The organism is Changchengzhania lutea (assembly GCF_006974145.1).
Lineage (GTDB): Bacteria > Bacteroidota > Bacteroidia > Flavobacteriales > Flavobacteriaceae > Changchengzhania > Changchengzhania lutea.
The window spans coordinates 928736-952500 of the sequence record NZ_CP039456.1; the positions used below are offsets into that span (position 1 = coordinate 928736).

At 36.0% G+C, this 23765-nt stretch carries 19 protein-coding genes and 2 tRNA genes (1 of these 21 cut by a window edge); 7 read left to right on the top strand and 14 right to left on the bottom strand.

All coding sequences use genetic code 11. The features are described from left to right. Positions 1–50: 50 nt before the first annotated feature. The 4 genes from FAF07_RS04370 to FAF07_RS04380 all read left to right on the top strand — a co-directional run bounded on the left by FAF07_RS04370 (position 51) and on the right by FAF07_RS04380 (position 3198). On the top strand, positions 51–1157 hold the full coding sequence (locus FAF07_RS04370; protein WP_142783962.1) for a nickel-binding protein: 1107 nt from the start codon (positions 51–53) through the stop codon (positions 1155–1157). 121 nt (positions 1158–1278) lie between these two features. Next, the gene (locus FAF07_RS18780) at positions 1279–1500 is read left to right on the top strand and encodes a hypothetical protein (RefSeq protein WP_246067768.1); all 222 of its coding nucleotides are present in this window, start codon (positions 1279–1281) and stop codon (positions 1498–1500) included. An 87-nt stretch (positions 1501–1587) separates the two neighbouring features. Continuing rightward, positions 1588–1758, top strand: coding sequence for a nuclear transport factor 2 family protein (locus FAF07_RS18785; RefSeq protein ID WP_246067769.1), 171 nt, complete (start codon positions 1588–1590; stop codon positions 1756–1758). Positions 1759–1806: 48 nt separating this feature from the next. Beyond that, entirely contained in the window at positions 1807–3198 is a 1392-nt protein-coding gene (locus FAF07_RS04380; RefSeq protein WP_142783963.1) for an FAD-binding oxidoreductase, read from the top strand. A 77-nt stretch (positions 3199–3275) separates the two neighbouring features. On the opposite strand, the gene FAF07_RS04385 is transcribed toward FAF07_RS04380, so the two are convergent. From FAF07_RS04385 to porU, 5 genes are all read right to left on the bottom strand, one after another. Beyond that, positions 3276–4955 (bottom strand): pyruvate dehydrogenase complex dihydrolipoamide acetyltransferase, encoded by a 1680-nt coding sequence (locus tag FAF07_RS04385; RefSeq protein WP_142783964.1) that lies wholly within the window; start codon positions 4953–4955, stop codon positions 3276–3278. A gap of 3 nt (positions 4956–4958) precedes the next feature. Then, on the bottom strand, positions 4959–5957 hold the full coding sequence (pdhA, locus tag FAF07_RS04390; protein WP_142783965.1) for a pyruvate dehydrogenase (acetyl-transferring) E1 component subunit alpha: 999 nt from the start codon (positions 5955–5957) through the stop codon (positions 4959–4961). A gap of 288 nt (positions 5958–6245) precedes the next feature. Continuing rightward, positions 6246–6728, bottom strand: coding sequence for a cytidine deaminase (locus tag FAF07_RS04395; RefSeq protein WP_142783966.1), 483 nt, complete (start codon positions 6726–6728; stop codon positions 6246–6248). A gap of 89 nt (positions 6729–6817) precedes the next feature. Then, positions 6818–8020, bottom strand: a complete 1203-nt coding sequence (gene porV / locus FAF07_RS04400) for a type IX secretion system outer membrane channel protein PorV (protein ID WP_142783967.1) — start codon at positions 8018–8020, stop codon at positions 6818–6820. A 33-nt stretch (positions 8021–8053) separates the two neighbouring features. Beyond that, a complete protein-coding gene (gene porU / locus FAF07_RS04405; protein ID WP_142783968.1) occupies positions 8054–11941 on the bottom strand; it encodes a type IX secretion system sortase PorU in 3888 nt (1295 codons plus the stop codon). A gap of 261 nt (positions 11942–12202) precedes the next feature. Here porU and gldJ point away from each other — a divergent pair, with 261 nt between their 5' ends. Together gldJ and FAF07_RS04415 are read left to right on the top strand one after the other, a co-directional pair. After that, positions 12203–13894, top strand: coding sequence for a gliding motility lipoprotein GldJ (gldJ, locus tag FAF07_RS04410; RefSeq protein WP_185956516.1), 1692 nt, complete (start codon positions 12203–12205; stop codon positions 13892–13894). An 87-nt stretch (positions 13895–13981) separates the two neighbouring features. After that, complete coding sequence (locus tag FAF07_RS04415) at positions 13982–15262, top strand: UDP-N-acetylmuramoyl-tripeptide--D-alanyl-D-alanine ligase (RefSeq protein WP_142783970.1); 1281 nt, start codon at positions 13982–13984, stop codon at positions 15260–15262. 29 nt (positions 15263–15291) lie between these two features. Here the strand turns inward: FAF07_RS04415 and FAF07_RS04420 are convergent. The 9 genes from FAF07_RS04420 to FAF07_RS04460 all read right to left on the bottom strand — a co-directional run bounded on the left by FAF07_RS04420 (position 15292) and on the right by FAF07_RS04460 (position 22988). Then, positions 15292–15366, bottom strand: a tRNA-Val gene (locus FAF07_RS04420). 78 nt (positions 15367–15444) lie between these two features. After that, a tRNA-Val gene (locus FAF07_RS04425) sits at positions 15445–15519 on the bottom strand. A gap of 75 nt (positions 15520–15594) precedes the next feature. Further along, complete coding sequence (locus FAF07_RS04430; protein ID WP_142783971.1) at positions 15595–16815, bottom strand: bifunctional folylpolyglutamate synthase/dihydrofolate synthase; 1221 nt, start codon at positions 16813–16815, stop codon at positions 15595–15597. A gap of 166 nt (positions 16816–16981) precedes the next feature. Further along, positions 16982–17830, bottom strand: a complete 849-nt coding sequence (locus tag FAF07_RS04435; RefSeq protein WP_142783972.1) for an energy transducer TonB — start codon at positions 17828–17830, stop codon at positions 16982–16984. A gap of 63 nt (positions 17831–17893) precedes the next feature. Beyond that, a complete protein-coding gene (locus FAF07_RS04440; RefSeq protein WP_142783973.1) occupies positions 17894–18286 on the bottom strand; it encodes an ExbD/TolR family protein in 393 nt (130 codons plus the stop codon). A gap of 1 nt (position 18287) precedes the next feature. Then, positions 18288–18989, bottom strand: coding sequence for a MotA/TolQ/ExbB proton channel family protein (locus FAF07_RS04445; RefSeq protein WP_142783974.1), 702 nt, complete (start codon positions 18987–18989; stop codon positions 18288–18290). Positions 18990–19128: 139 nt separating this feature from the next. Further along, positions 19129–20532, bottom strand: coding sequence for a sodium:proton antiporter NhaD (gene nhaD, locus FAF07_RS04450; protein WP_142783975.1), 1404 nt, complete (start codon positions 20530–20532; stop codon positions 19129–19131). A 10-nt stretch (positions 20533–20542) separates the two neighbouring features. Continuing rightward, a complete protein-coding gene (locus FAF07_RS04455; RefSeq protein WP_142783976.1) occupies positions 20543–21769 on the bottom strand; it encodes a Glu/Leu/Phe/Val dehydrogenase dimerization domain-containing protein in 1227 nt (408 codons plus the stop codon). Between the two features lie 154 nt (positions 21770–21923). Further along, a complete protein-coding gene (locus FAF07_RS04460) occupies positions 21924–22988 on the bottom strand; it encodes an anhydro-N-acetylmuramic acid kinase (protein WP_142783977.1) in 1065 nt (354 codons plus the stop codon). 92 nt (positions 22989–23080) lie between these two features. Between FAF07_RS04460 and FAF07_RS04465 the strand changes: the two genes are divergently transcribed. Then, on the top strand, positions 23081–23765 hold the 5' portion of the coding sequence (locus FAF07_RS04465; protein ID WP_142783978.1) for an acyl-CoA dehydrogenase. The gene runs 458 nt beyond the window's last position; the window shows 685 of its 1143 coding nt (coding positions 1–685); its start codon is at positions 23081–23083; its stop codon lies off the right edge, out of view.

A 23765-nucleotide genomic window follows, 5' to 3' on the forward strand; every position in this document is an offset into this window, starting at 1 on the left:
TGACTTGCATAACACACTAAAAATCACTAATTTGTATAAAAATAAACATCATGCCTTTATATTTAGATCTTCATGAAATGCCTAACGGGGTTACCTCAGAACATGTTGCGGAAATGCATCAAGCAGATTTAAAAATTGAACATGAATTTAATTGTCGCGGATTAACATATTGGTGTGACGAAAAAAGACAAACGGCGTTCTGTTTGGTAGAAGCCCCAAACGAACAAGCCATTAAAGATTTACATGCTAAGGCCCATGGCGATGTGCCATTACGAATAATTGAAGTAGAAGGCAACATAGTAGAATCATTTTTAGGCAGAATAGAAGATCCTGAAAAATCAAAAAACATTGAACTGAATATTATAAATGACCCTGCTTTCAGAGTTTTAATGGTCATAGAAACCAGTAATTATTTAAATCGGCTTGAAGCAAATCAATTTACCATATTTGCTCAAAAATTCCATAATAATGTATCTAAAACCTTTAAAAAGTTTAACGGTCGGGTTGTTAAAAAAGACAACAACACGTATTTAGTATCCTTTAAATCTGTAACCGATGCTGTTTTATGCGCCTTAAAAATTAAATTTCAATTCAAATATGTTACACCTAAGCTTGATGCCTCCCCACGTAGGTTAAATATTGCATTAAGCTCTGGTATTCCCATAACTAACAAAGAAAGTATTTTTGAAGACACCATTACATTAGCTACACGAATGTGTGATATTGTTAAAGAGCAGCTTGTAGTTACCACCGAGGTGAAATTATTATATGAGAGTGAAAATAGGAATGCCTCTATTGATGACAAAATGATTAAAGTACTAAAACCTGATGAAGAAAAATTTCTATCACAGTTAATTGATTATGTCGAACAGGTATGGAATAAGCCTAACTTCCATGTGAATGATTTTAGCAAGGCACTAGGATTAAGTAAATCGCAACTTTATAGGAAACTAACCCAATTAACAGGGCAATCACCAAATAATTTCATGAAAGAATTCCGCCTACATAGAGCGCTTAACTTATTACATAAGCAACAAGGCAACATTTCTGAAATTGCTTTTGAGACAGGTTTTAATAGTGCCGCATATTTTTCAAAGTGTTTTCTAGATAAATATGGTATTCTACCTTCAAAATATATTCAACAGCATATCACTTAAGACACCTCTATTCTACGCTTCATTTTTCCTATGGTTCAAAATTCTACTTTTTTGGATTAAATGTATCGGTCTGTTTACTGCTCTCTTTATAGTTTTGATTTATAATAACAAAACTATAATTATGAAAACAAGAATAGCATTTACATTTATTATGATATTTGGTTTTTTATCTACAACCTGTATCGCGCAACGTAACCTCATCAATGCTCAATTTCCAAAAGCTGAGAAGGAGGTTTTAGAAACATTTGGTGCTATTGCACAAAGCATAAAAGATGGAGACATAGATAAACTCATCTCTTTTCATGCCTATGGCCCAAAGTTTACCGAATTTAAAAACGGATAACCAAGAAATGGAGGTGAAGCAAACGAGATTCACGAACGTAATGTTTTTGGTTCTGTCACCGAAGTCATAAAGTTTGACGCAAAAGATTTGAAAATTGCTGTATATGGCCAAGTAGCCAATCTAACATTTCACTCAGATTTTCATTTAAAATTTGGTAAAGACCTTGTTGTTGTAAACGACCAAATTACTTTACTTTTTGTAGAAACAAATGATGGTTGGAAAATGGTTCACGAACATCATTCACCATTAAAAAATTAGTGCAAAACTATTAAGTTTCTTTAATTAACCAACTAAAATCAATATAATATGAAAAATTTAGTAAAAAATTTAGAACCTGAATTAATAGAAGCATTTGCCTCTCAATTAAGAGGTGAGATTATTAAACCAACAGACACCAATTATGATGATACACGAAAGATATATAATGGTATGATTAACAAACACCCTGGTTTATTTGTAATGTGTGTTGATGTGGCCGATGTTATTGCCGCAGTAAATTTTGGAAGAGACAACAATCTGTTAGTCGCTGTGCGAGGCGGTGGCCATAATGGCGGAGGCTTAGGCTTATGTAATGATGGACTGGTCATTGATTTATCAGGATTAAAATTTGTTCGTGTAGATACTTCAAATAACACCGTAAGAGTTGGAGGCGGCAACCTTTGGGGCGAAGTTGATCATGCGACCCATCCTTTTGGACTCGCAGTACCCGCTGGTATTATCTCATCAACAGGTGTTGGCGGACTCACCCTTGGTGGTGGGGTTGGGCATTTATCTCGAAAATATGGATTAACCATTGATAATTTATTAGAAGCGGATATGATTTTGGCAGATGGATCTGTGGTTACTGTCAATGCTAATCAAAATACCGATTTATTTTGGGCCATTAGAGGTGGTGGTGGAAACTTTGGAATTGTAACATCATTTAAATTTCAAGCGCATCCCGTTAAAACCGTTATTGGAGGACCAACCTTATGGCCTATTGAACAAACGGAAGAAATTATGGCATGGTATCATGAGTTTATAAATAATGCTCCAGACGAGTTAAATGGTTTTATAGCGACCATGGTTATTCCAGGAGCTCCCTTTCCAGATTTTTTACACGGAAATCCCTACTGCGGCATTGTTTGGTGTTTTACTGGTAGTCAAAAGGAATTTGATGAATTAATACAACCGGCTATGGGTTTGAACCCCGTTTTCGCTCATGTTGGTGAAATGCCATATCCAGCAATCCAAACCTTATTTGACGGCTTATTACCACCTGGACTGCAGTGGTACTGGCGAGCCGATTTCTTTAAGGAATTAGGTTCAAAAGTAAGGGCAGCACATTTAAAATTTGGAGCTCAAATACCAACTCCGCTTTCACAAATGCATTTGTACCCAATTAGCGGTGCAGCAAGCAGAGTTGGTTCTACCGATACGCCCTGGGCATATCGCGATGCAAAATACGCTGGGGTAATCGTTGGTGTAGATCCAGATCCTGATAATGCCGGTAAAATCACCAATTGGTGTAAAGATTATTGGGAAGCACTACACCCCTATTCTTCTGGCGGTGCTTATTCCAATTTTATGATGGACGAAGGGCAGGAACGTGTTCAAGCTAGTTATAAAAGCAATTACCAAAGACTAGCCAAAATTAAGGCAAAGTACGATCCTAATAATTTATTCAAGGTAAACCAAAATATTAAACCAAACCATTAATAAAAAAGAAAGCTGAATTATAAGTTAAAAACAGATAATTCAGCTTCTTTAAATGTATCAAAAATTTTAAATTAAGGTTATACCAACATCGTTACAGGGTTTTCTATAAACCCTTTTAGTGTTTGCAGAAATAGTGCTCCTGTCGCACCATCTACTGTTCTATGGTCACAGGCTAAAGATAGCTTCATCGTGTTTCCAACAACAATTTGCCCATTTTTAACCACTGGTTTTTCAACAATATTTCCAACAGAAAGAATCGCTGAATTTGGCTGATTTATAATAGATGTAAACGTATCTATACCAAACATACCGAGGTTAGATACCGTAAAGGTACTGCCTTCCATTTCTTGTTGTGTTAATTTTTTATTTCTAGCTTTTCCGGCCAGGTCTTTTACTGCTGCCCCAATTTGCGGTAAGCTTTGCTCGTTGGCAAATTTCACTACAGGAACAACCAAACCATCTGGTACAGCCACGGCCACGCCTATATGCACATGATTATTTAAGCGCATCTTGTCTGCAAACCACTGAGAATTCACCTGAGGGTGTTGTTTTAAAGCCAAAGCACAGGCTTTAACAATCATATCATTATATGATATTTTAGTATCTGGAATAGAATTGAATTGTGCCCGAAACGCCATAGCATTTTCCATATCAAACTCCACATTTAAATAATAATGTGGCGCAGTAAACTTAGAATTCGTTAAGGCTTTTGCAATGGCTTTACGCATTTGCGAGTTAGGAACCTCTTCAAAATCTTCCTGACCTGTTGCTACAAATTTACCCGCAGAAGCTGCAGATTGAGCTGTAGGCGTATAGTTTTCTATATCGCGTTTAACAATACGTCCTTGTTCTCCCGAACCTTGAACTTGCGTTAAATTAATGCCTTTTTCTTCTGCCAGTTTCTTAGCTAACGGTGATACAAATATGCGTCCGTTTGCTGTTACTGGCGTTGGTGAAGGTTTTTGTGACTTCTCGACTGCGCTCGAAGTGACAGGAGAAGATGCCTTAGATGTGCCCTGTTTTTTCTCACTTTTTGGAGACTCATCTTGTTTAGGTGAATCTGCAGATTCAGGCCCTTTAAAATTAGCAGCTATTCCAGAAACATCTATTCCTGCTGGTCCTATAATGGCTAACAAGGCATCCACTTTTGCGGATTCTCCTTCTTGCAATCCAATCTCTAATAAGGTTCCAGATTGAAATGATTCGAACTCCATCGTTGCTTTGTCAGTTTCAATTTCAGCTAAAATATCGCCTTCTTCAACGGTGTCCCCAACTTTTTTCAACCATGTTGCCACGGTTCCTTCTTCCATAGTATCACTAAGACGAGGCATCGTAACCACAATAACACCTTCTGGAAGCCTCTCCTCAGTCCTCTCCTTCGGAGAGGAAGCAGATTCTGCTTCGATTGGGGTTTGTTGTTCTGATTCTTTCTCAGTAGTTTCTTCCTTTTTTGTTTCAGGTTTTTCTTCTTTTTCCTTTGTTGAAGCTTTATCGTTTAACAATTCAGAAATATCTTCACCCTCATCTCCAATAATGGCTAAAAGCTCATCTACCTTAGTGGTTTCGCCTTCTTGGACACCTATATGAAGCAGTGTCCCTTCATTGAAGGACTCAAACTCCATAGTCGCTTTATCTGTTTCAATTTCGGCTAAAATATCACCTTCTTCAATAGTGTCACCTACTTTTTTTAACCAAGCCGCAACGGTTCCTTCTTCCATGGTATCGCTCAAACGCGGCATATTCACTACTATAGCCATAGCTTATAATTTATGTTGTATAAATGGATAATCTTCTTGCTCGTAAACCATATCGTAAAGTTGCTGGGTTTCTGGATATGGCGATTCGTCTGCAAATTTTTCACATTCTGAAACCAAATCCTTCACACGCTTGTCAATCACTTTAAGATCTTCTTCAGTGGCATATTTCTTTTCAAGAATAACATCTTTCATCTGTGTAATTGGATCAATTTTCTTGTATTCCTTAACTTCATCCTTGGTTCTATAATGCTGTGCATCACTCATGGAATGTCCTCTATAACGGTACGTCTTTAGTTCTAAAAATGTTGGTCCGCCACCACGACGAGCCCTTTGAATGGCTTCATCAAAGGCTTCAGCTACTTTTACGGGGTTCATGCCATCAACTGGCCCACAGGGCATTTCGTAACCTTTTCCTAATTTCCAAATATCTGTATGATTCGCTGTTCGTGCAACCGAAGTTCCCATGGCATACCCGTTATTTTCACAAACGAAAACGACAGGTAAATTCCAAAGCATTGCCAAGTTAAAGGTTTCATGCAACGACCCTTGTCTTGCTGCTCCATCACCAAAACAACATAAGGTAACTGCATCACTATCGTGATATTTATCACCAAAGGCAATTCCGGCACCTAATGGAATTTGGCCACCAACAATACCGTGACCTCCATAAAACCGATGTTCCTTAGAAAAAATATGCATGGAGCCACCCATGCCTTTAGAAGTCCCTGTGACTTTTCCATAAAGCTCAGCCATCACACGCTTAGGATCGACACCCATACCAATAGGTTGTACGTGATTTCTATAGGCCGTAATCATCTTGTCCTTGGTTAAATCCATAGCGTGCAGTGCGCCCGCTAAAACGGCCTCTTGTCCGTTATATAAATGAAGAAACCCTCTTACTTTTTGTTGTATATATACTGCGGCCAGTTTATCTTCAAACTTTCTCCAGAAATACATATCCTCATACCATTTTAGATATGTTTCTTTTGTGATTTTTTGCATCGACTACTATTAGGTTGTTAAATTAGTATCACTCTGACTTCAAACTTAATATGTTAAGATAGCATTTTCTTATACACTAAACTGAATTTGCGATTACTTTAAGCGAAATACAAAAGTAATACATCTCAAGGTATTGCGAAAACGTAAATTCATTAAACTAATAAAATTTAGTGAAAAATTAGCTGGTCGCTAGTCACCCTATAAATTTTATATTTTTGTTTATCAAAAATTGATGTATTGCAAATCTGTTGTATTTCAAAAACGTTCAGGTTTTGATTTAACGGTAAGTTATAGCACCGATTTATCAAACATTAATGGCAGTAAATTTGATAGCGAATTGGATTTCACCACCTTTCCCTCTTCACCCATAAAATACATTTCAATAGGTGCATCTTGTTTAATTTCATATTCTGCTATGGCTTGTCTGCAAGCCCCACAAGGTGGAATAGGCTTGGTGGTAATGTTTTTATTTGATCCTGCAATAATGGCCATTCGAATTATTTTGGCATCAGGGTATTCTGCCCCTGCATAATAAATAGCAGTTCGCTCGGCGCATAAACCAGAAGGAAAGGATGCGTTTTCTTGATTATTACCTAATATAACCTCGCCATTATCCAATAATACGGCGACGCCAACATAAAAATTAGAATAAGGCGCATAGGCCTTTAACCTAGCCTTTGTGGCTTGATCCATTAATTTTAATATATCTTTAGGAAGTTCTTCCTTGTTTTCAAATACAAATAAGGTGGATTCTATTTTTACTTCCTTCATAAATTATCTTTGGTTAAGTTAGCGAACTAATTTAGACAAAAAAACTATTGCTTTCGCAATAGTTTTTAATATCTATTTTTTGAAACATCTTAATATTCTACATATTCTCCTGCTCCAATGTTAAAGGTTAGAGAAAAACGTAACGTATTTTCTAATGGACTCTGTACTTTGGATGCTGAAAATAAGTACGATAAATCTATATTCACCACATTGGCTTTAAAACCAGCACCAAGTGCTAAAAACTTTCTCGCCCCTTTTTCTTCGCTTTCATTAAAATAACCTGCTCTAAATGCAAATGAATCTTGATATAGGTATTCAGCTCCTAAAGACCAAGTAAACTCTTTTAATTCCTCACTAAAACCATCTGGTGCATCGCCAAAAGATTGAAACATCCCACTTAAAAAACTAACATCGGGGTCTTTTCCTTCCACTATAATAGTGGGCTCATCATTGCCTTGATTTTCATCACCGTCCGTATCAACATAACCATATACAGGTGGTGTTGGCACCAATAACTTGCCTATTTCAGCAGTGACCCCTATTTTGTTATAATCATCAAAGATAAAATCGAAACCTGCCCCTAAACGTAAATTGGTTGGTTGAAAGTTTTCGACACCACCTTCATCATACTTAAATTTTGGCCCAATATTTTGAATGGCAAATCCCATTCTCCAACGGCCATTAAAATCTGAATAGGCTTCTTCTTCACTCTGATAATACCCAGAAACATCAACTCCAAACGTACTTGCAGGTGTGGCATCACCATCAACCCCATCTAACTTTAAATCTGAACGCAAATAACGCATAGCGACAGACATGGCAAATTGATCTGAAAGCTTTAAGGCATAAGATACATCTAAAGTGAACTCATTTGGTCGTTGAATTAATGCTGTAGAAAACTCATCCGTTACAAATTCGATATCACCTAGCGAGAAATATTTTAAACTTATCGCAAATGCACTTTTTTCATCTAATCGATTAAAATACGTAACATTTCCTAAGAAAATATCATTTACTAGTTTGCTCAAATACGGAGTATAACTAACGCCTATACCCGATTTAGTTTCTGAAAATGCATATTTGGATGAATTCCACTGTTGGGAAAAGGCATCCACAGATGTGGCAACCCCCATATCTCCCATGGCAGCAGCTCTAGCATCTGGTGCTATAAGTAAGAATGGAACGCCCGTTGTTATAACACGTCTATCTTGATTAGGAAAAATAATAGTTTCTTGAGCATTTATTTTAACAATAAACGTGAGGGCAATAGCTAGCAATATATGATTCTTCATGTAATGGATTTATTTAACAAATATAATTTTTTATTATAGTATGACAAGTTTCTCAATTTTTTCAACTTTCTTGTTTAACAGATTAGAACGAACCGAAAGTTTATACACATAGGTTCCCTTTCCTATCTTATCACCAAAATCGTCACGCCCATCCCAAACCAAATCTCTTGAAAGCGAACTGGTGGTTTTTATCCCTCCCGTGGTTTGCCCGTTTATGGTTCTTACCAGTTTTCCTGAAACGGTGAATATCTGTATAGAAACGTCTAAAGGTTCCGAACTATTGTGATTAAACCAAAATTCTGTATAATTCACAAACGGATTAGGGTAGTTAAGTACATTGTTGATGACTAAATCCTGATCTTTATCGAACACCAAAAATTGAATTTCGGAAACTGAAGAGTTATTGTACACATCCCAAGCTTTGATTTTTAAAGTGTGCAATCCGGGTTCTATATCGCGCAAAGGAAAACTAACCACACCTTTTTTATAATCATCAACTTCCGTTTGGTAATAATCATTCAATACAATCGGGTTGGTTTCGTCATCATCTAAAATAGCCACGATATCATGACCTATACCACTTGCTGTGTTAATCCCATTATCGTCTTCTAACTTTACAAGCAAAGTTGGGGATTCATTGGTTATACCACCCGAAACGAAGTTTTCATCATTCATGTACAAAGCAATAACGGGTCCAATATTATCTGCTACGGCATTCTCATTAATACCGCCAATTTTAACAGTGTTGATGCTTGCCCCTGTTTGATCCTCCAGTTTTGTAGAATTCTTGGCATAGAAGCTAACTTTGCCAAAACCAACAGGAATACCAATATCCTTAGGTACCACAAAATCAAATTCAAACTGCCCATTCGTTACAGAAGCCTGACCTCTAAAGATAATCTCGCCAGACGTCCTAAAATCTAAAGTAATGAGTTCTCCGTTTAAGGTAGTCCCATCGTTAGCAAGCGTCTGTCTACTAATATCTTTGTCATAGATAGTTGTTGAAAGCGTTCCTGAATAATCATTAAGAATATTACCTGAAAGACCTGTAACTTCTCCAGCCAACTTTACATAGCTCAATGCTTTGAGCGTATCTGTTGCTTGCTCTAAAGGCACATCGTTTATGGTTGTAAGTTTGATATTTGGCTTAGGGACTTGAAGTTTCATGGCTGGATCGCCAATAAAAAATACCAATCGTCTCTGACTAGAACCAGCAATTTCTGGGTCGGTTTTTGCCAATCGCAAGGCCTCTGCCATGGAGGGATATTCAAAATCTGAGAACGTATCATTATCACTAAAAGAATATAAATATTGTCCTAATGCCTCATTAAAGTTTATACCGAAGGTTACAAAAACTTGACGGGTGGTTGTAATTAAAGCAATGGATCCAGCTTCTTTATTCCAGTACGTTAATTCCCCAGCTGTTTCCCTAAGCGGGTTGTCAAATTTGGTAAATTCACAGGTTACGGTAACAAAACAATTTAGCTTACAAAAATTTCTCAGACCGTTGGCATCAGGTTTCATAAAAATACGTTCGGAAGCCAAACCATCTTCTCCGCCATGCCCAAAATAATTAACCACCAAAGCACCCTTATCGATACTATTGGCGATCTCATCCTCTACTTTAGGATATCTGTTTCCTCCGGCAGAAGTTTCTTGTCTAAAAGCATCAGAATGTATTTTGATAGAGTTCACAAATTGTTTTTCTGTGGTAACCTCTTCTGCAATTTTATCTGTAGTTCCCTGAATTATACCTTCCCAATCTTGATCCACATCATCTGAAATGAGCACAAAATTATTTCTCCAGCTACCAAAAGATTCTTTTGAATAATAGGTTTCTACTTTATCGACCAAAATTTTAGCACGTTGTGGCGTATCGGCTAGAATCCTTCCTATAGCAATATCGAGTCTCTCATTCGTATTCATAGCACCTTCATTGCTATCCATCATGCCAAAAAAATCATCCGAAACGAATGAATTGGTCAGATTGAAGCTATTATAAGAATACCAAGATGGTACAATGTTCGTATTGTTTGGAATTCTATCTTTATAATCAAAAGAACCATCTCCAAAGAGACATACATATTTTATTCGCTTGGCCGGTGAACTGGCATTATCATAGACATATTTTATCAAATTCCTTATAGCTCCAATATCTTGGTTGCCCGTACTAAATTCGTTATAGATATGACTTAACGCCATTGTTTTTACATTGAGATTATATTGGTTTCGATTAATCTGAGCAAGACGTTCGGCTTCATTAATCATATTATCTGGGGCAACTATTATATAATCCACATCTTGAAATTCACCTTGATTATTTAAAAAGATAGTCCCTTTTATATTTTGATTTGCTACAGTAGTAGTGCCATCAAATTTAGGTTCAAAATAATCACTTTCAGTAACGGCTACAAAAGTTTTTAAAACCCCTAAAGATGATGTAAAGTTTAAGGTTGAAGCGGCATCAGTATTTTCGAAATTCGTGACATTATATAAATCTGTCACATTCCAAATTTCAGATATTTCTGCTGCATTTATAATTTCATATTGCCCTATTCCTGATGCCAGTGCCGTAGCATACTTCTTAAATTGAAATTGTTTGCCTTCAAATTTTAAAGCTCTGGTCGCTTCAATGCTTATATAGTCTAAATATCCTAGCGCACTTGGGTTACCCTGATTATCAAAATCCAAACCCACTGTAATTGGAGACCCACTAACACTAATGGTACTATTATATGATGCATCGTCCGCAAGTGCCGCATTTGATATGGCGCCCATGGATAATGTAGAAATAACTACTCCATTCATACTTAATGCCATGGAACTAGCCGAAGACGATGCTGCTGCCACATAAACCTTAAGGCGTATAGGCTCTGTAGTAACTAAATTAGGAAAATCAAATTCAAATGTTTTATTGGAATCAATATCAAAACGATCTCCAAACCACCGTCTACCTAAAAACGCAATATTATAGTCATCAACTTCGTGAAATTGATAATCATCAAATGTATTTATCACCATATCAACCGAACCTGTAGGTTGCGTAAATGGTTGTATGCGTTTCCCTAAACTAGAACCCACATTCACATAATAATACGTCTTATCTGTATAACAATTGATATTTGTATTACTTTCTGCTTGTAGCTCTTTAGGTCCCTGTGCATAAAAAATAATATGGTCTTGATTATCAAAAACGCCATCTTCCTCCCCAACAAATTTTATGGCATTTTCCTGAACATCTAACGGATAAGGTGTTGCATTAGAATAAGGAATCATTCTACCGCCGTTTCCATAAATTTTTATAGTTCTAGGGTCAACAGAATTAACATTCACCCCCAAGCGTTGCAAAAAACTTTTTGATAGTTTAAAAACACCTGTCGTGTCCACATAAAAACGATACCATTCTCCCAACCTTAATACGGAGTTTGTAACCACTTTAGAATTACTTCTAAATTTATTTGCAGTAGAGGATTGCTTAGCACTCAAAGATTGCTTGTAATTAATTTTAAATGAGATCGCTTTTTTATAGTTCCCATTGGCTGTTTTAATTATAGGCGATAACTTTAAAAATGCAAAACGTGAATCCCTACCTACTGAATTATTTAAGGAATATTTTAATGAACTCGGTATTTTATCGAGTTCCAAATCCCCTAAATCTGCTTTTGAAATAGAAGCGTATACAATATTGGTTACCGTTATTGAAGATTCGTTAATTGGACTAGAAATTTCCCATTGGGCTATAAACTGAAGTCCGCTTTCAAAATCGTAACTAAAATTTTCTTTGTTAAAAGATGGGATTTGCTTAGAAAAACTTGCCGCAGACATGGTTTGGGTACCTTCCCATGTGAGGTTAAATGTCTTTTGTTGACCAAAAACACCAATAGACACTAATAAAAATAGTAGTAAAAATTTCTCTCTCATTGATTGAATAACGCTTTTTGCATCATGTTATTATTAAAAAACAACAAAATAATCAGCTCTGGCAAAAATACAATAATAAATGAGTAAAACCTGCGTTAATATAACTCAGTTGAGAGTCGGAAAACGGCCAAATCATCGTTGTATGGTCTAAAAAATAGGATGAAATACACTTTTTTTTAGTCAAAATGCATAAATATGCTTGCTTTGTAAGGTTTAATTCATATATTGCAGCACCAAAATTATATTAGCTTACTTAAAGATATGGATATGAAAAAAGTGGTAGCATTCAAGGTTTTACTAATTATGGCTGTGTCTCTAGCCGCATTTAGTTGTAAAAAATCGTCTGGCTCTAAGAATAGTTCTAGAGCTACCGGATGGCAGATAAACGACCGAGAAGGTGGTTTTCAATACAATACAGACTTTAAGGGTCAAGAAGCATCCCCTGGTTTAGTTTTTGTAGAGGGTGGTACATTTACCAAAGGTCGTGTTCAAGATGATGTGATGCATGATTGGAACAATACACCAACACAGCAACACGTACAATCATTTTACATGGATGAAACTGAGGTTACAAACATGATGTATTTAGAGTATTTAGATTGGATCAAACGCGTTTATCCGCCATCTGATGAAAATTTCAGAGCTATCTATGAAGGTGCTTTACCAGATACATTAGTATGGAGAAATAGACTTGGTTTCAACGAAATTATGACCGAAAACTACTTACGTCATCCAGGTTATGGAGAGTATCCAGTTGTAGGGGTAAGTTGGATTCAAGCCGTTGAATTTGCAAATTGGAGAACAGACCGTGTTAACGAAGCTAATTTAGAACAAGCTGGCTATATTAAGCGTGATGCTAAAACTATGGAAGTTAATGCAGATGCGACATTTAATACAGAAACTTATATTAATGCACCAACCCAAACTTATGGTGGTAATGAAGAAATTATAAATGCTGATGGACGCAACAAAAGAAATGTTCGTGTAGATGCAGATGGTAATGAATCTAACTTGTACGCCACGCGTGAAAGCGGACTTATTACTCCAAAATACAGACTCCCAACAGAGACTGAATGGGAATATGCAGCTTTAGGCTTAAGTGAAATCAGAAGCTATAACTTATATAGAGGTCGTAAAAAATACCCATGGGACGGACAATATACCCGTTCTGGAAAACGTAAAGTACGTGGCGATCAAATGGCTAATTTTAAGCAAGGAAAAGGTGATTATGGTGGCATTGCAGGATGGTCTGATGATGGTGCCGATATCACTAACGCTGTAAGATCTTACGAGCCTAATGATTATGGTTTATATGATATGGCTGGTAATGTAGCCGAATGGGTTGCCGATGTTTATCGCCCTATTGTAGATGATGAGTTTAACGACTTTAATTACTACCGTGGTAATGTTTACACAAAAAACGCGATCAATGAAGACGGTACGGTAAAAATCGTTACTACTGATGATATTATTTATGACACCTTGTCTAATGGTAAAGTCATCGCAAGAAATTTACCTGGTGAAATTGTTCAAGTTCCTATTGACGAAAATGAAACGTACTTAAGAACGAATTTCGATAAGAGTAATGAAATAAACTTTAGAGATGGTGATAGAAGATCGTCACGTAACTTTGAAAGTTTTAATGATGACGAATCGGAAGAAGGTAATACTTCAACTACTAGAAAAATGTACAATTCTCCAAAACATGCTATTTCTAGAGATGAAGATGGTAACATTATAAGAGAATATGATAAAGGAAACAACAGGACATCTTTAATTAATGACGAAGTACGTGTCTATAAAGGAGGTTCTTGGAAAGACAGAGAGTATTGGTTAGATCCAGCTCAAAGACGTTATTTCCCACAGGACATGGCTACCGATTACATCGGGTTTAGATGTGCGATGTCTCGTGTTGGTTCTAAATCGAACAAGAAAAACAAAACGAAGAACTAATCCTTCTTTTATAAAATAATTCAAAAGTCCTAACCCATAGTTAGGACTTTTTTAATACTTTTAATTCAACAATTTTATACCTTAATTTTGACTATAGAGCAGCTTCACAAAATTTATTTGCAATGTACTTCAGTTAGTACAGACACACGAAACAACAAAGAAGGCGTTATGTTTTTCGCTCTTAAAGGTGACAATTTTAACGGTAACAAATATGCTAAAGAAGCGCTGAATTCTGGAGCCAAATATGCTATTATAGATGAAGAAGCTTTTAATACACATCCGAACTGTATTCTTGTAAACCATGTGTTGAGCACCTTCCAACAATTAGCATCTTACCATAGAGCTTACTTAAAAACACCGATAATCGCACTCACGGGTAGTAATGGTAAAACCACGACGAAGGAGCTTATTAGAGCCGTGTTGTCTGAGAAATATAAAACCACGGCCACTATTGGCAATTTAAACAACCACATTGGTGTCCCATTAACCTTGCTGGCCATGGATCAGGATACTGAAATTGGTATTGTTGAAATGGGTGCAAACCACCAAAAAGAAATTGCGTTTTTATGTGATATTGCCAAACCAGATTATGGCTATATCACCAATTTTGGAAAAGCCCATTTGGAAGGGTTTGGTGGTGTTGAAGAGGTTATTAAGGGCAAGAGCGAGATGTATGATTATTTAATGGCAAATAATAAAACCATTTTTGTCAATGCCAATGATCCTATTCAAGTTGAAAAAACTAAAGATGCCAAGCGATTCTCTTTTGGATATCATATTGAAGGAACAGATGTTTCGATAGATTTTGTTGAAGCACAACCTTTTGTAAAATGCAGTTATAATACATTAGAAATACATAGTCAACTTATTGGGGATTACAACTTCAACAATATTGCTGCTGCTATTGCCATAGGTAATTATTTTAAAGTTAAAGATTCCGCGATTAAATCTGCTATAGAATGTTATGTGCCTTCCAACAACCGTTCTCAAATCATTAATAAAGGTACTAATAAAATCATCTTAGATGCTTATAATGCGAATCCAACAAGTATGCGGGCTGCTTTATTAAATCTTGAAAAACAATCTGGACATAAAATAGCCATTCTTGGTGACATGTTTGAACTTGGTAAAGAATCGAAACAAGAACATAATGATATTGCTGATTTAGCACTTAGACTGCAAATTGACCAACTTATTTTTATTGGTGAAAATTTTTATGGAACCGAAGTTGATTCTGATAAGGTTAAAAAAACTAAAACCTTTACGGATTTTAAAAACAATTTTGATACTTCTGTAATCGGAAACGCCACAGTTCTTATAAAAGGTTCTAGGGGCATGGCTTTAGAGCGCATTTTAGAACTCCTCTAAATATATTAAACAGGCTATTATCTGTTTTGTGGGTCATACTGGATTCGAACCAGTGACTTCTACCCTGTCAAGGTAACACTCTAAACCAACTGAGTTAATGACCCTTTAAATGAAACATTATTTTAGATTATTAAAGATACTAAAAAATAAAAATCCTAAGATAAAAACCTTAGGATTTTCTGTGGGCGCAGAGGGATTCGAACCCCCGACCCCTTGGGTGTAAACCAAGTGCTCTGAACCAACTGAGCTATGCGCCCTCAATAGTCCCGATAACTATCGGGATGCAAATATAATCTAGTTTTTAACATTGCAAAAACTTTTTCAATAAAAAATCAAATTATTTCTGCAACTACAAATGAACTACCACCTACAAAAATAACATCCTTTGCATTAGCGTTTTTCAAGGCAACCTTATAAGCTTCATTTACAGAATTATAACTTTCACCTATTAAACTATATTTAGAAAAAAATACTCTCAATTTTTTCGCTTCTAAGCCTCTTGGAATATTTGGTTTGCAGAAATAATAGGTCGCTTTTTGAGGTAATAAATCTATAATTGAATTCAAATCTTTATCATTTACAACACCAAAAACGACGTGCAAGGCTTCGTAGGGTTCATTTATCAATTGATTCATCACCTGAGTGAGTCCTTCACGGTTATGTCCCGTATCACAAATTACTTTTGGAATGGTTCTTAAAACTTGCCATCTACCCAATAATTTGGTATTCTTAACAACATGTAGTAAGCCTTGTTTAATGTGCTCATTTGTTATCTCAAAACCTCTAGATTTTAATTCAATAATGGTGCTTAATGTAGTTTTTATATTTTTAGACTGATAACTACCCTTAAGGTCACTCTCATAATGAATTATATCAAGTTCATCATCAGCAAAAATAATTTTTGAATGATTCTTCTTTGCTAAATCTACAAAGACAGATTTGGTTTCTTCTTGGGTTTCGCCAATAACTACTGGAACGTGGGGTTTAATAATCCCTCCTTTTTCAAAAGCAATAGCCTCTAAAGTACCTCCTAAAAACTGGGTATGATCCAAACCAATGTTGGTAATAACTGAAACTTCTGGTGTGATGATATTTGTAGAATCCAATCGACCACCAAGCCCAACTTCAATAATCGCAATATCAACCTGTTGTTGTGAAAAATATTCGAATGCCATGCCAACTGTCATTTCAAAAAACGATAATTGATGAGATTCAAAAAACGTCTTATTTCGTTTTATAAAATCAATAACAAACTGCTTGCTTATTTCCTCACCATTAATCTTTATACGCTCTCTAAAACCTTTTAAGTGTGGTGACGTATACAAACCTACCTTATAGCCTGCTTCTTGTAAAACAGAAGCTAGCATATGACTTGTTGAACCCTTCCCGTTAGTACCAGCAACATGAACTGACCTAAAGTTTTTCTCGGGAAAATTTAAATATTTTGAAAGATTTAAGGTATTTGACAGGTCTGTTTTATAAGCACTTTTACCCTGCTGTTGATACATTGGCAGTTGCGAAAACATCCAATTTAGAGTATCTTGGTAAGTCATTATACCAAATAAATTTTAAGGTTGTGCATAAGAAAATTGAATTATTCTTTGATTAGTCCAGGCAAAAAATTTAAGCATAGCATTAGTTACGGTTACATTTTTTAACGACGGATAAACACAAAAGAAACGATTTACGTGAACCATTTTTAAAGTTTAATTGGTAAGATTATTGTCCCAATTTGAAGTTTACCTTCACAAAACCAATTTGTTTTGCAGGCGCTTTAGAATCCGCTGGCCATTTATGGGACAAGGCTATTTTTTTTGCTGGTGTCAATAAACATTGTGAGGTGTTTGTTGTGCCTTTTACACCTGGAACGGCTTCAACCACATTCCCATTTTGATTCACGATAATTTTTACGATAACCATACCAGATTCATTACAATCCTGTTTTAAGGTTTGGTACGAGGCTCTGCCCCTTCCATTTAAACCATAACCCACACCACCGGTGCCTGTACCAGCGCCACCAAAATAACTTGGAGCATACGGGTCGCCATCTAATTGGCCTTTATCACCTGTTTGGTTATCATTCCCTTCACTTCCTGATTCTGTACCATCAGATTTACTAACACCACCAATTAGGGCATCTAATTTTTTCTTTTTGGCTTCTTGCTCACTTTTTTCCTTGGCAATTCTATCGGCTTCTGCTTTGGCCTTAGCATCTGCAATAGCCTTTGCCTTAGCCTCAGCATCTTTTTGCTTTTTTATGGCAATGGCTTCTGCATTATCAGCGGTTAAGACCTCTTCCTTAGTTTCCGAAGATGTTGTAGGTTCCGCTTTCGATGCCTCCGGTTGTGGCAGCTCATTAATTTCTTTAGGCTTCGATTTTATTGTCTTTTTGGGTTGTACATTACCTTTACCAAAATCGGTAGTCCCAAAGTTTACTGCAACACCAAATTCCTCTGGCGGATCCATATAAGTTGTACCAACCACAAACAATAATAGCAAAATGATAACGCTGATTAAAGCTGTTAGTTTTGCTGAATTCCTTTCATGTTTGGTTTCTAAATACTTCATCTTTTAAAACTCATCAGCATCAGTTTAATATTTCAATTGAAATTACTCGACTTAATGATCAAATCAATTTGGCTTAACAGCCAATATAACTTTAAACTTATTCCTATTTGCTATATCCATGACTTTGACTACATTTTCAACAGGTACAGATTTTTCAGCTCTTAAAATAATAGTTGGTTTGTCTTGAGACGAAAGCGCCGCAAGCAATTGATTCTCTAGAACGCTTTCTCCAACTCGTTTTTGATCGATATAGTAGGTCAAATCTTTTTTGATACTGACGGCAACCGATTTTTTATTCTCTGTTTTACCACTGGCTTTTGGCAATAAAATGTCTATGGCATTAGTAGTTACAAGAGTAGAAGCAATCATAAAAAATATAAGCAACAGAAATACAATATCTGTCATGGATGACATATTGAATTCTGGTGTAACCTTATTTCTTCCTCTAAAGTTCATACTACGTAGGTTCGTTTAAGTGATCTAAAAACTCTAATGAATTTGCTTCCATTTGATAAACAACCTTATCTGTTCTCACCACAAGGTGATTGTAGGCTATATAAGCGACAATACCAACAATTAAACCTGCAACAGTAGTTGTCATAGCGGTGTATAAACCACCTGCTAAAACATCCATTTGTATTGTGCCTCCAGCATTTGCCAATTCAAATATGGCTAATATCATTCCAATTACCGTACCAAGAAACCCTATCATGGGTGCTGCTCCAGAAATGGTGGCTAGCACACTCACATTCTTTTCTAAGCCATAAATTTCTAAACGTCCAGCATTTTCGATAGCCGTGTTTATATCTGCCAGTGGTTTTCCTATTCTTGAAATGCCTTTGCCAATTAAACGAGAAACAGGTGAATTGACTTGGGCACAAAGCATTTGAGCAGAGTCAATTTTACCATGACTTACATGGTCTTTAATTTGATTCATGAAATTAGCATCAACTTTAGAAGCTGCTTTTATCGCAAAAATGCGTTCGAAATAAATGTAAATAGCAAAAACCAAAAGTAAAAATAGCACTGCTATAATTAGCTGTCCAGCAACACCCCCGCTACCGATTAATTCTATTATGGAAAGTGTTTTTTCTACAGATTCTTCATCTGTAATGATTTCTGCGCCACTTTGCGTAGTTTGTAAAATTGTGTTCAGCATATAATATTAAATTTATTGCAACTGTATAACGTAAGTTTTCTTTATAAAGTATCGCAGTGTTTATTTTAGAGATACGATACTTTATATAAAATAGACGTAATTATTAAAATTTATAATATAAAGTTCTACTTTTTTGTTGTTAAAAGAGTGTTCTGGTTACCATAAAGGCCGCTGCACCCGCTAGAAACCCTAGAAGGGCCAACCAAGATATCTTTTTTAAATACCAAAAGAAGTCTATTTTTTCCATACCCATGGCAACAACTCCAGCGGCAGACCCTATGATGAGCATACTACCTCCTGTACCTGCTGAATAGGCAATAAAGTGCCAAAGTTCATTATCAATAGGCTCATGGAACATGCCAAGACTCGCAGCTACTAAAGGTACATTATCAATAACAGCCGAACCTACGCCTAGTAATAATACCACTAAATCTGAAACCCCTTTATGACTACCCTGGTGCATTTCTGTCCCAAGCATCGGCATACTGTCTTGCAGGGATTCAGCAAAATTGAACAATATTCCTAAGGACTCCAAAGCAGCTACAGCCATTAAAATACCCAAGAAAAATAAAATACTAGGAAGCTCTATTTTTGATAAGGATTGATGAACAGGACTATGATGTGCATGTGCATCGCTTTCTTCTGAATCAAATTCAGTCAAACTAAATTTAGAACTGCTATAGATTTCAGCAAAAATAGCTACTACCCCCAAAGATAACATCATACCTACGTAAGGTGGTAAATGTGTAATCATTTTAAAAATAGGCACAAAAACAATAGCGCCCAAGCCTAAATATAACATCGTACTACTAAATTTAGATTTCTTCTTAGTTTCCAACTCTTCCTCAACCTCTAAATCCCCCTTAAACACGGGTAAAAATGATGCAATAAATGATGGTACAATCATACATATTAAAGAAGGCACGAACAGATAGCCAATTAAATGACCCGTAGTTACCTTTTTGCCAATCCAAAGCATCGTTGTAGTAACATCTCCAATTGGTGACCAAGCACCACCGGCATTAGCTGCAATGATGATTAAGCCTGCAAACCAGATTCGAATACTTCTATCTTTTACTATTTTTTGAAGAATAGAAATCAATACTATGGTAGCAGTTAAGTTATCAATAATAGCAGATAAAATAAATGCCAGTATGGAAAAAATCCAAAGAATTTTCGTTTTCTTTTTTGTTTTTATAAAGTCTTTAATGGTAGAAAATCCGTCAAAGTAATCAATGATTTCTACAATGGTCATCGCCCCTAAAAGGAATACCAATATCTCTGAAGTCTTGCCCAAATGGTGCAAGAGCGTTTCTTCCATAAGATGCATTTTATCATCAGAAGTAAAACTCCCGAAGCCCTCTAGAAGAACATGCTCAGAAGAATCAAACCATTGTGAAAAGCCCTCCAATCCCAAAGCAATAAGCGCCCAGCAAATGGCCATCATGACTAAGGCAGGAATGAGTTTATCAATTTTTATACTATGCTCTAAAGTAATGGCTAAATAGCCCATCACAAATACTAAAATGATTACTGATTCCATAAATTCGGTTTTATATTAGTTGACTTAATGCTATTTCGAATGCTGTGGCACTGATTCCTGTTTTAGATGGATTTTTTTCGTAAACTTTTTCAATAGCCTCTTTTATTATTTCGGATGTATCGTTAAAAATAGCTTCATCTGTCATTTGAACTTTACGCTCCATAAAGTAGGCAAAAACGCGCGCCATTCCACAATTTGAAATAAAATCGGGAATTAGACTCACCCGATAATCCGTGTGCTCCATAATGGGTCCAAAGAATATTTCCGTATCGGCAAAGGGCACATTGGCTCCACAGGAGATCACTTCCAATCCGCTATCAATCAATTCATCAATTTGATGAAGTGTAATTAACCTCGATGCAGCACAAGGTGCAAATATTTCTGTCTTTATGGACCATATTTTTTTATTTATTTCCTCAAAAGGAATTAAATTGTCACTTACCAAAGTATTTCCTGTTTTCGCTAAGAATAAATTCGTTATTTCTTCGTGGGTAAACCCTTCCTCATTAATTAAACCACCTGTAATATCAATGATACCAACAATTTTAGCACCCATTTGTGATAAATAAAAGGCAGCAGCAGCACCAACATTTCCAAATCCTTGCACTACAGCACGCTTTCCTTTTACATCTCCACCGTATACGCTATAATATTGTTTCACAGCAACTGCAACCCCAAAGCCTGTAATCATATCGGCTACGGTATATTTTTTTGATACACTTGGCGAATAATCAGCGTTCTCAATCACCTTGATAACCCCTTGCCGTAATTGACCAATTCTGTTTATTTTGTCGGCCTCTGTTGGCTTAAAATGACCGTTAAAAACACCTTCTTGCGGATGCCAAACACCACTAGCTTCTGTAATGGGAATCACCTCATGGATCTCGTCCACATTTAAATCGCCACCTGTACCGTAATAACTTTTAAGCAATGGCGAAACCACTTTATACCAGCGCTCTAATACCCCTTTTTTTCGAGGATCTTTAGGATCAAAATTTATTCCAGATTTTGCACCGCCAATAGCTGGCCCAGACACCGTAAATTTAATTTCCATAGTTTTAGCTAAGGAAAGCACTTCATTCATATCTAAACCTTTGCGCATCCGAGTTCCGCCACCAGAAGCACCACCGCGTAATGAATTTATAACAGTCCATCCTTCGGCCTCTGTTTCGGAATCTTTCCAATTAAAAACAATTTCGGGTTCTTTATTTTCGTACTTCTTTAATAATTCTTTCATTTCTAGATTTAAGTCGATTCAATTTTAGCTTATGCTCGTCTTCGAAGTTACTGGTTAGCGTAGCTAAAGTTGATTCATTCTGAAATTTTTTTTAATTATTAATCTGACAAATATAAAAAACTAAAAAAGCAATAAGATTAATTTTTCATTATTTTTAAGGATGATAAATTTTACCTGAACTATGATTCATAGATGCGCCTGTTACACTGCTTAAACAATTGACTTCATTCCTTAATTTCAGCACCCCAAGTAATCCAAAAATTAAAGCTTCTTTAAATTCTATAACTTGTTTTGAAGGTATTACAATATCATTTACAGAAAGTGATCTGATTCTATCTATTAGAAAGCTATTAAAAACCCCGCCTCCTGCTACTAAAACAGTAACATCTGATTTTTTATTAATCTCACTTGAAATTTGAACAGCGATGTGTTCAATACAGGTTTTTAAAACATCGGGAGTCTCTAAATTATAAGAATCTATCAAAGGAAATATCTCTGTTTTCACCCATTCGAGACCTAAAGACTTAGGATGTGGCTTTTGATAAAATTCTAGTTCATTCAACTTCTGTAATAATTCAGAGTTTAAATTACCTGTCGAAGCTATCTTTCCCTCATCATCATAAGCTAATCCGTGTTGGTTGACATAATGGTTGAGTATAATATTTACAGGACAGATATCAAACGCGATTCGTTTTGAATCTATCTCCGTTGAGACATTCGCGAAACCACCCAAGTTCAAACAGTAATCAAATTCAGAAAACAGCAAATCATCACCAATGGGTACCAAGGGAGCGCCTTGTCCACCTAAATCAACGTCCTGAACTCTAAAATCACAAACTATTGTTTTATTCAGTAAATCTGCCAATTTAGGCATATTACCAATCTGATATGTTAATTTATGCTCCGGTTGATGCAACGCGGTATGACCATGTGAACAAATGGCATCAAGAACCTTTATTTTATTAGATTTGATAAAACTACTTATCACTTCGGCAAGATAATCTGTATAAGAGGAATCGATACCATGTAGTTCTTCCAAAGATTTATCTATTAGATTTCCCAATGTTTTCCGCCACGAATTAGAATACGATATGGTAATAGCATTGATAATCTCAAAACTACAATTCCCGTTAAAATCGAATCTAATATAAGCTAAATCAACACCGTCTAGAGAGGTTCCTGACATAACTCCGATAACGTGATATTCAGCCTTTGTCATATTAAGTAAAAATAGCAATACTTATTGAAAATATGACACTAATAAGCTATATTTGTACTCGTTTTTTATCAAATTAACAGTATAAATACACTATGGATTTTAATCTTTCAGAAGAACACATCATGATAAGCGATGCCGCTCGCGATTTTGCACAAACAGAATTACTTCCCGGCGTTATTGAACGCGATAACAAACAAGAATTTCCTAACGAATTGGTTCGTAAAATGGGCGATTTAGGTTTTATGGGTATTATGGTCGATCCTAAATACGGCGGAAGCGGTATGGATGCCATATCTTATGTGCTCATTATGGAAGAACTCTCTAAAGTTGATGCTTCGGCTTCAGTGATTGTGTCTGTAAATAATTCTTTAGTGTGCTATGGCTTAGAAACCTATGGTTCTGAAGAACAAAAACAAAAATACTTGACCAAATTAGCGACCGGTGAATTTGTTGGCGCATTTTGTTTAAGTGAACCAGAGGCAGGAAGTGATGCCACATCCCAAAAAACTACAGCATTAGATAAAGGTGACCATTATCTTTTGAACGGCACAAAAAACTGGATAACAAACGGGGGACGCTCTGATGTATATATAGTCATTGCGCAAACCGATAGAGATAAAGGATCTCATGGCATCAATGCTTTTATTATTGAAAAAGGCATGGAAGGTTTTCATATTGGTCCCAAAGAAGATAAACTAGGAATTCGCGGAAGCGACACCCATACATTACAATTTAATGACGTGAAAGTGCCGAAAGAAAATAGAATAGGCTCCAATG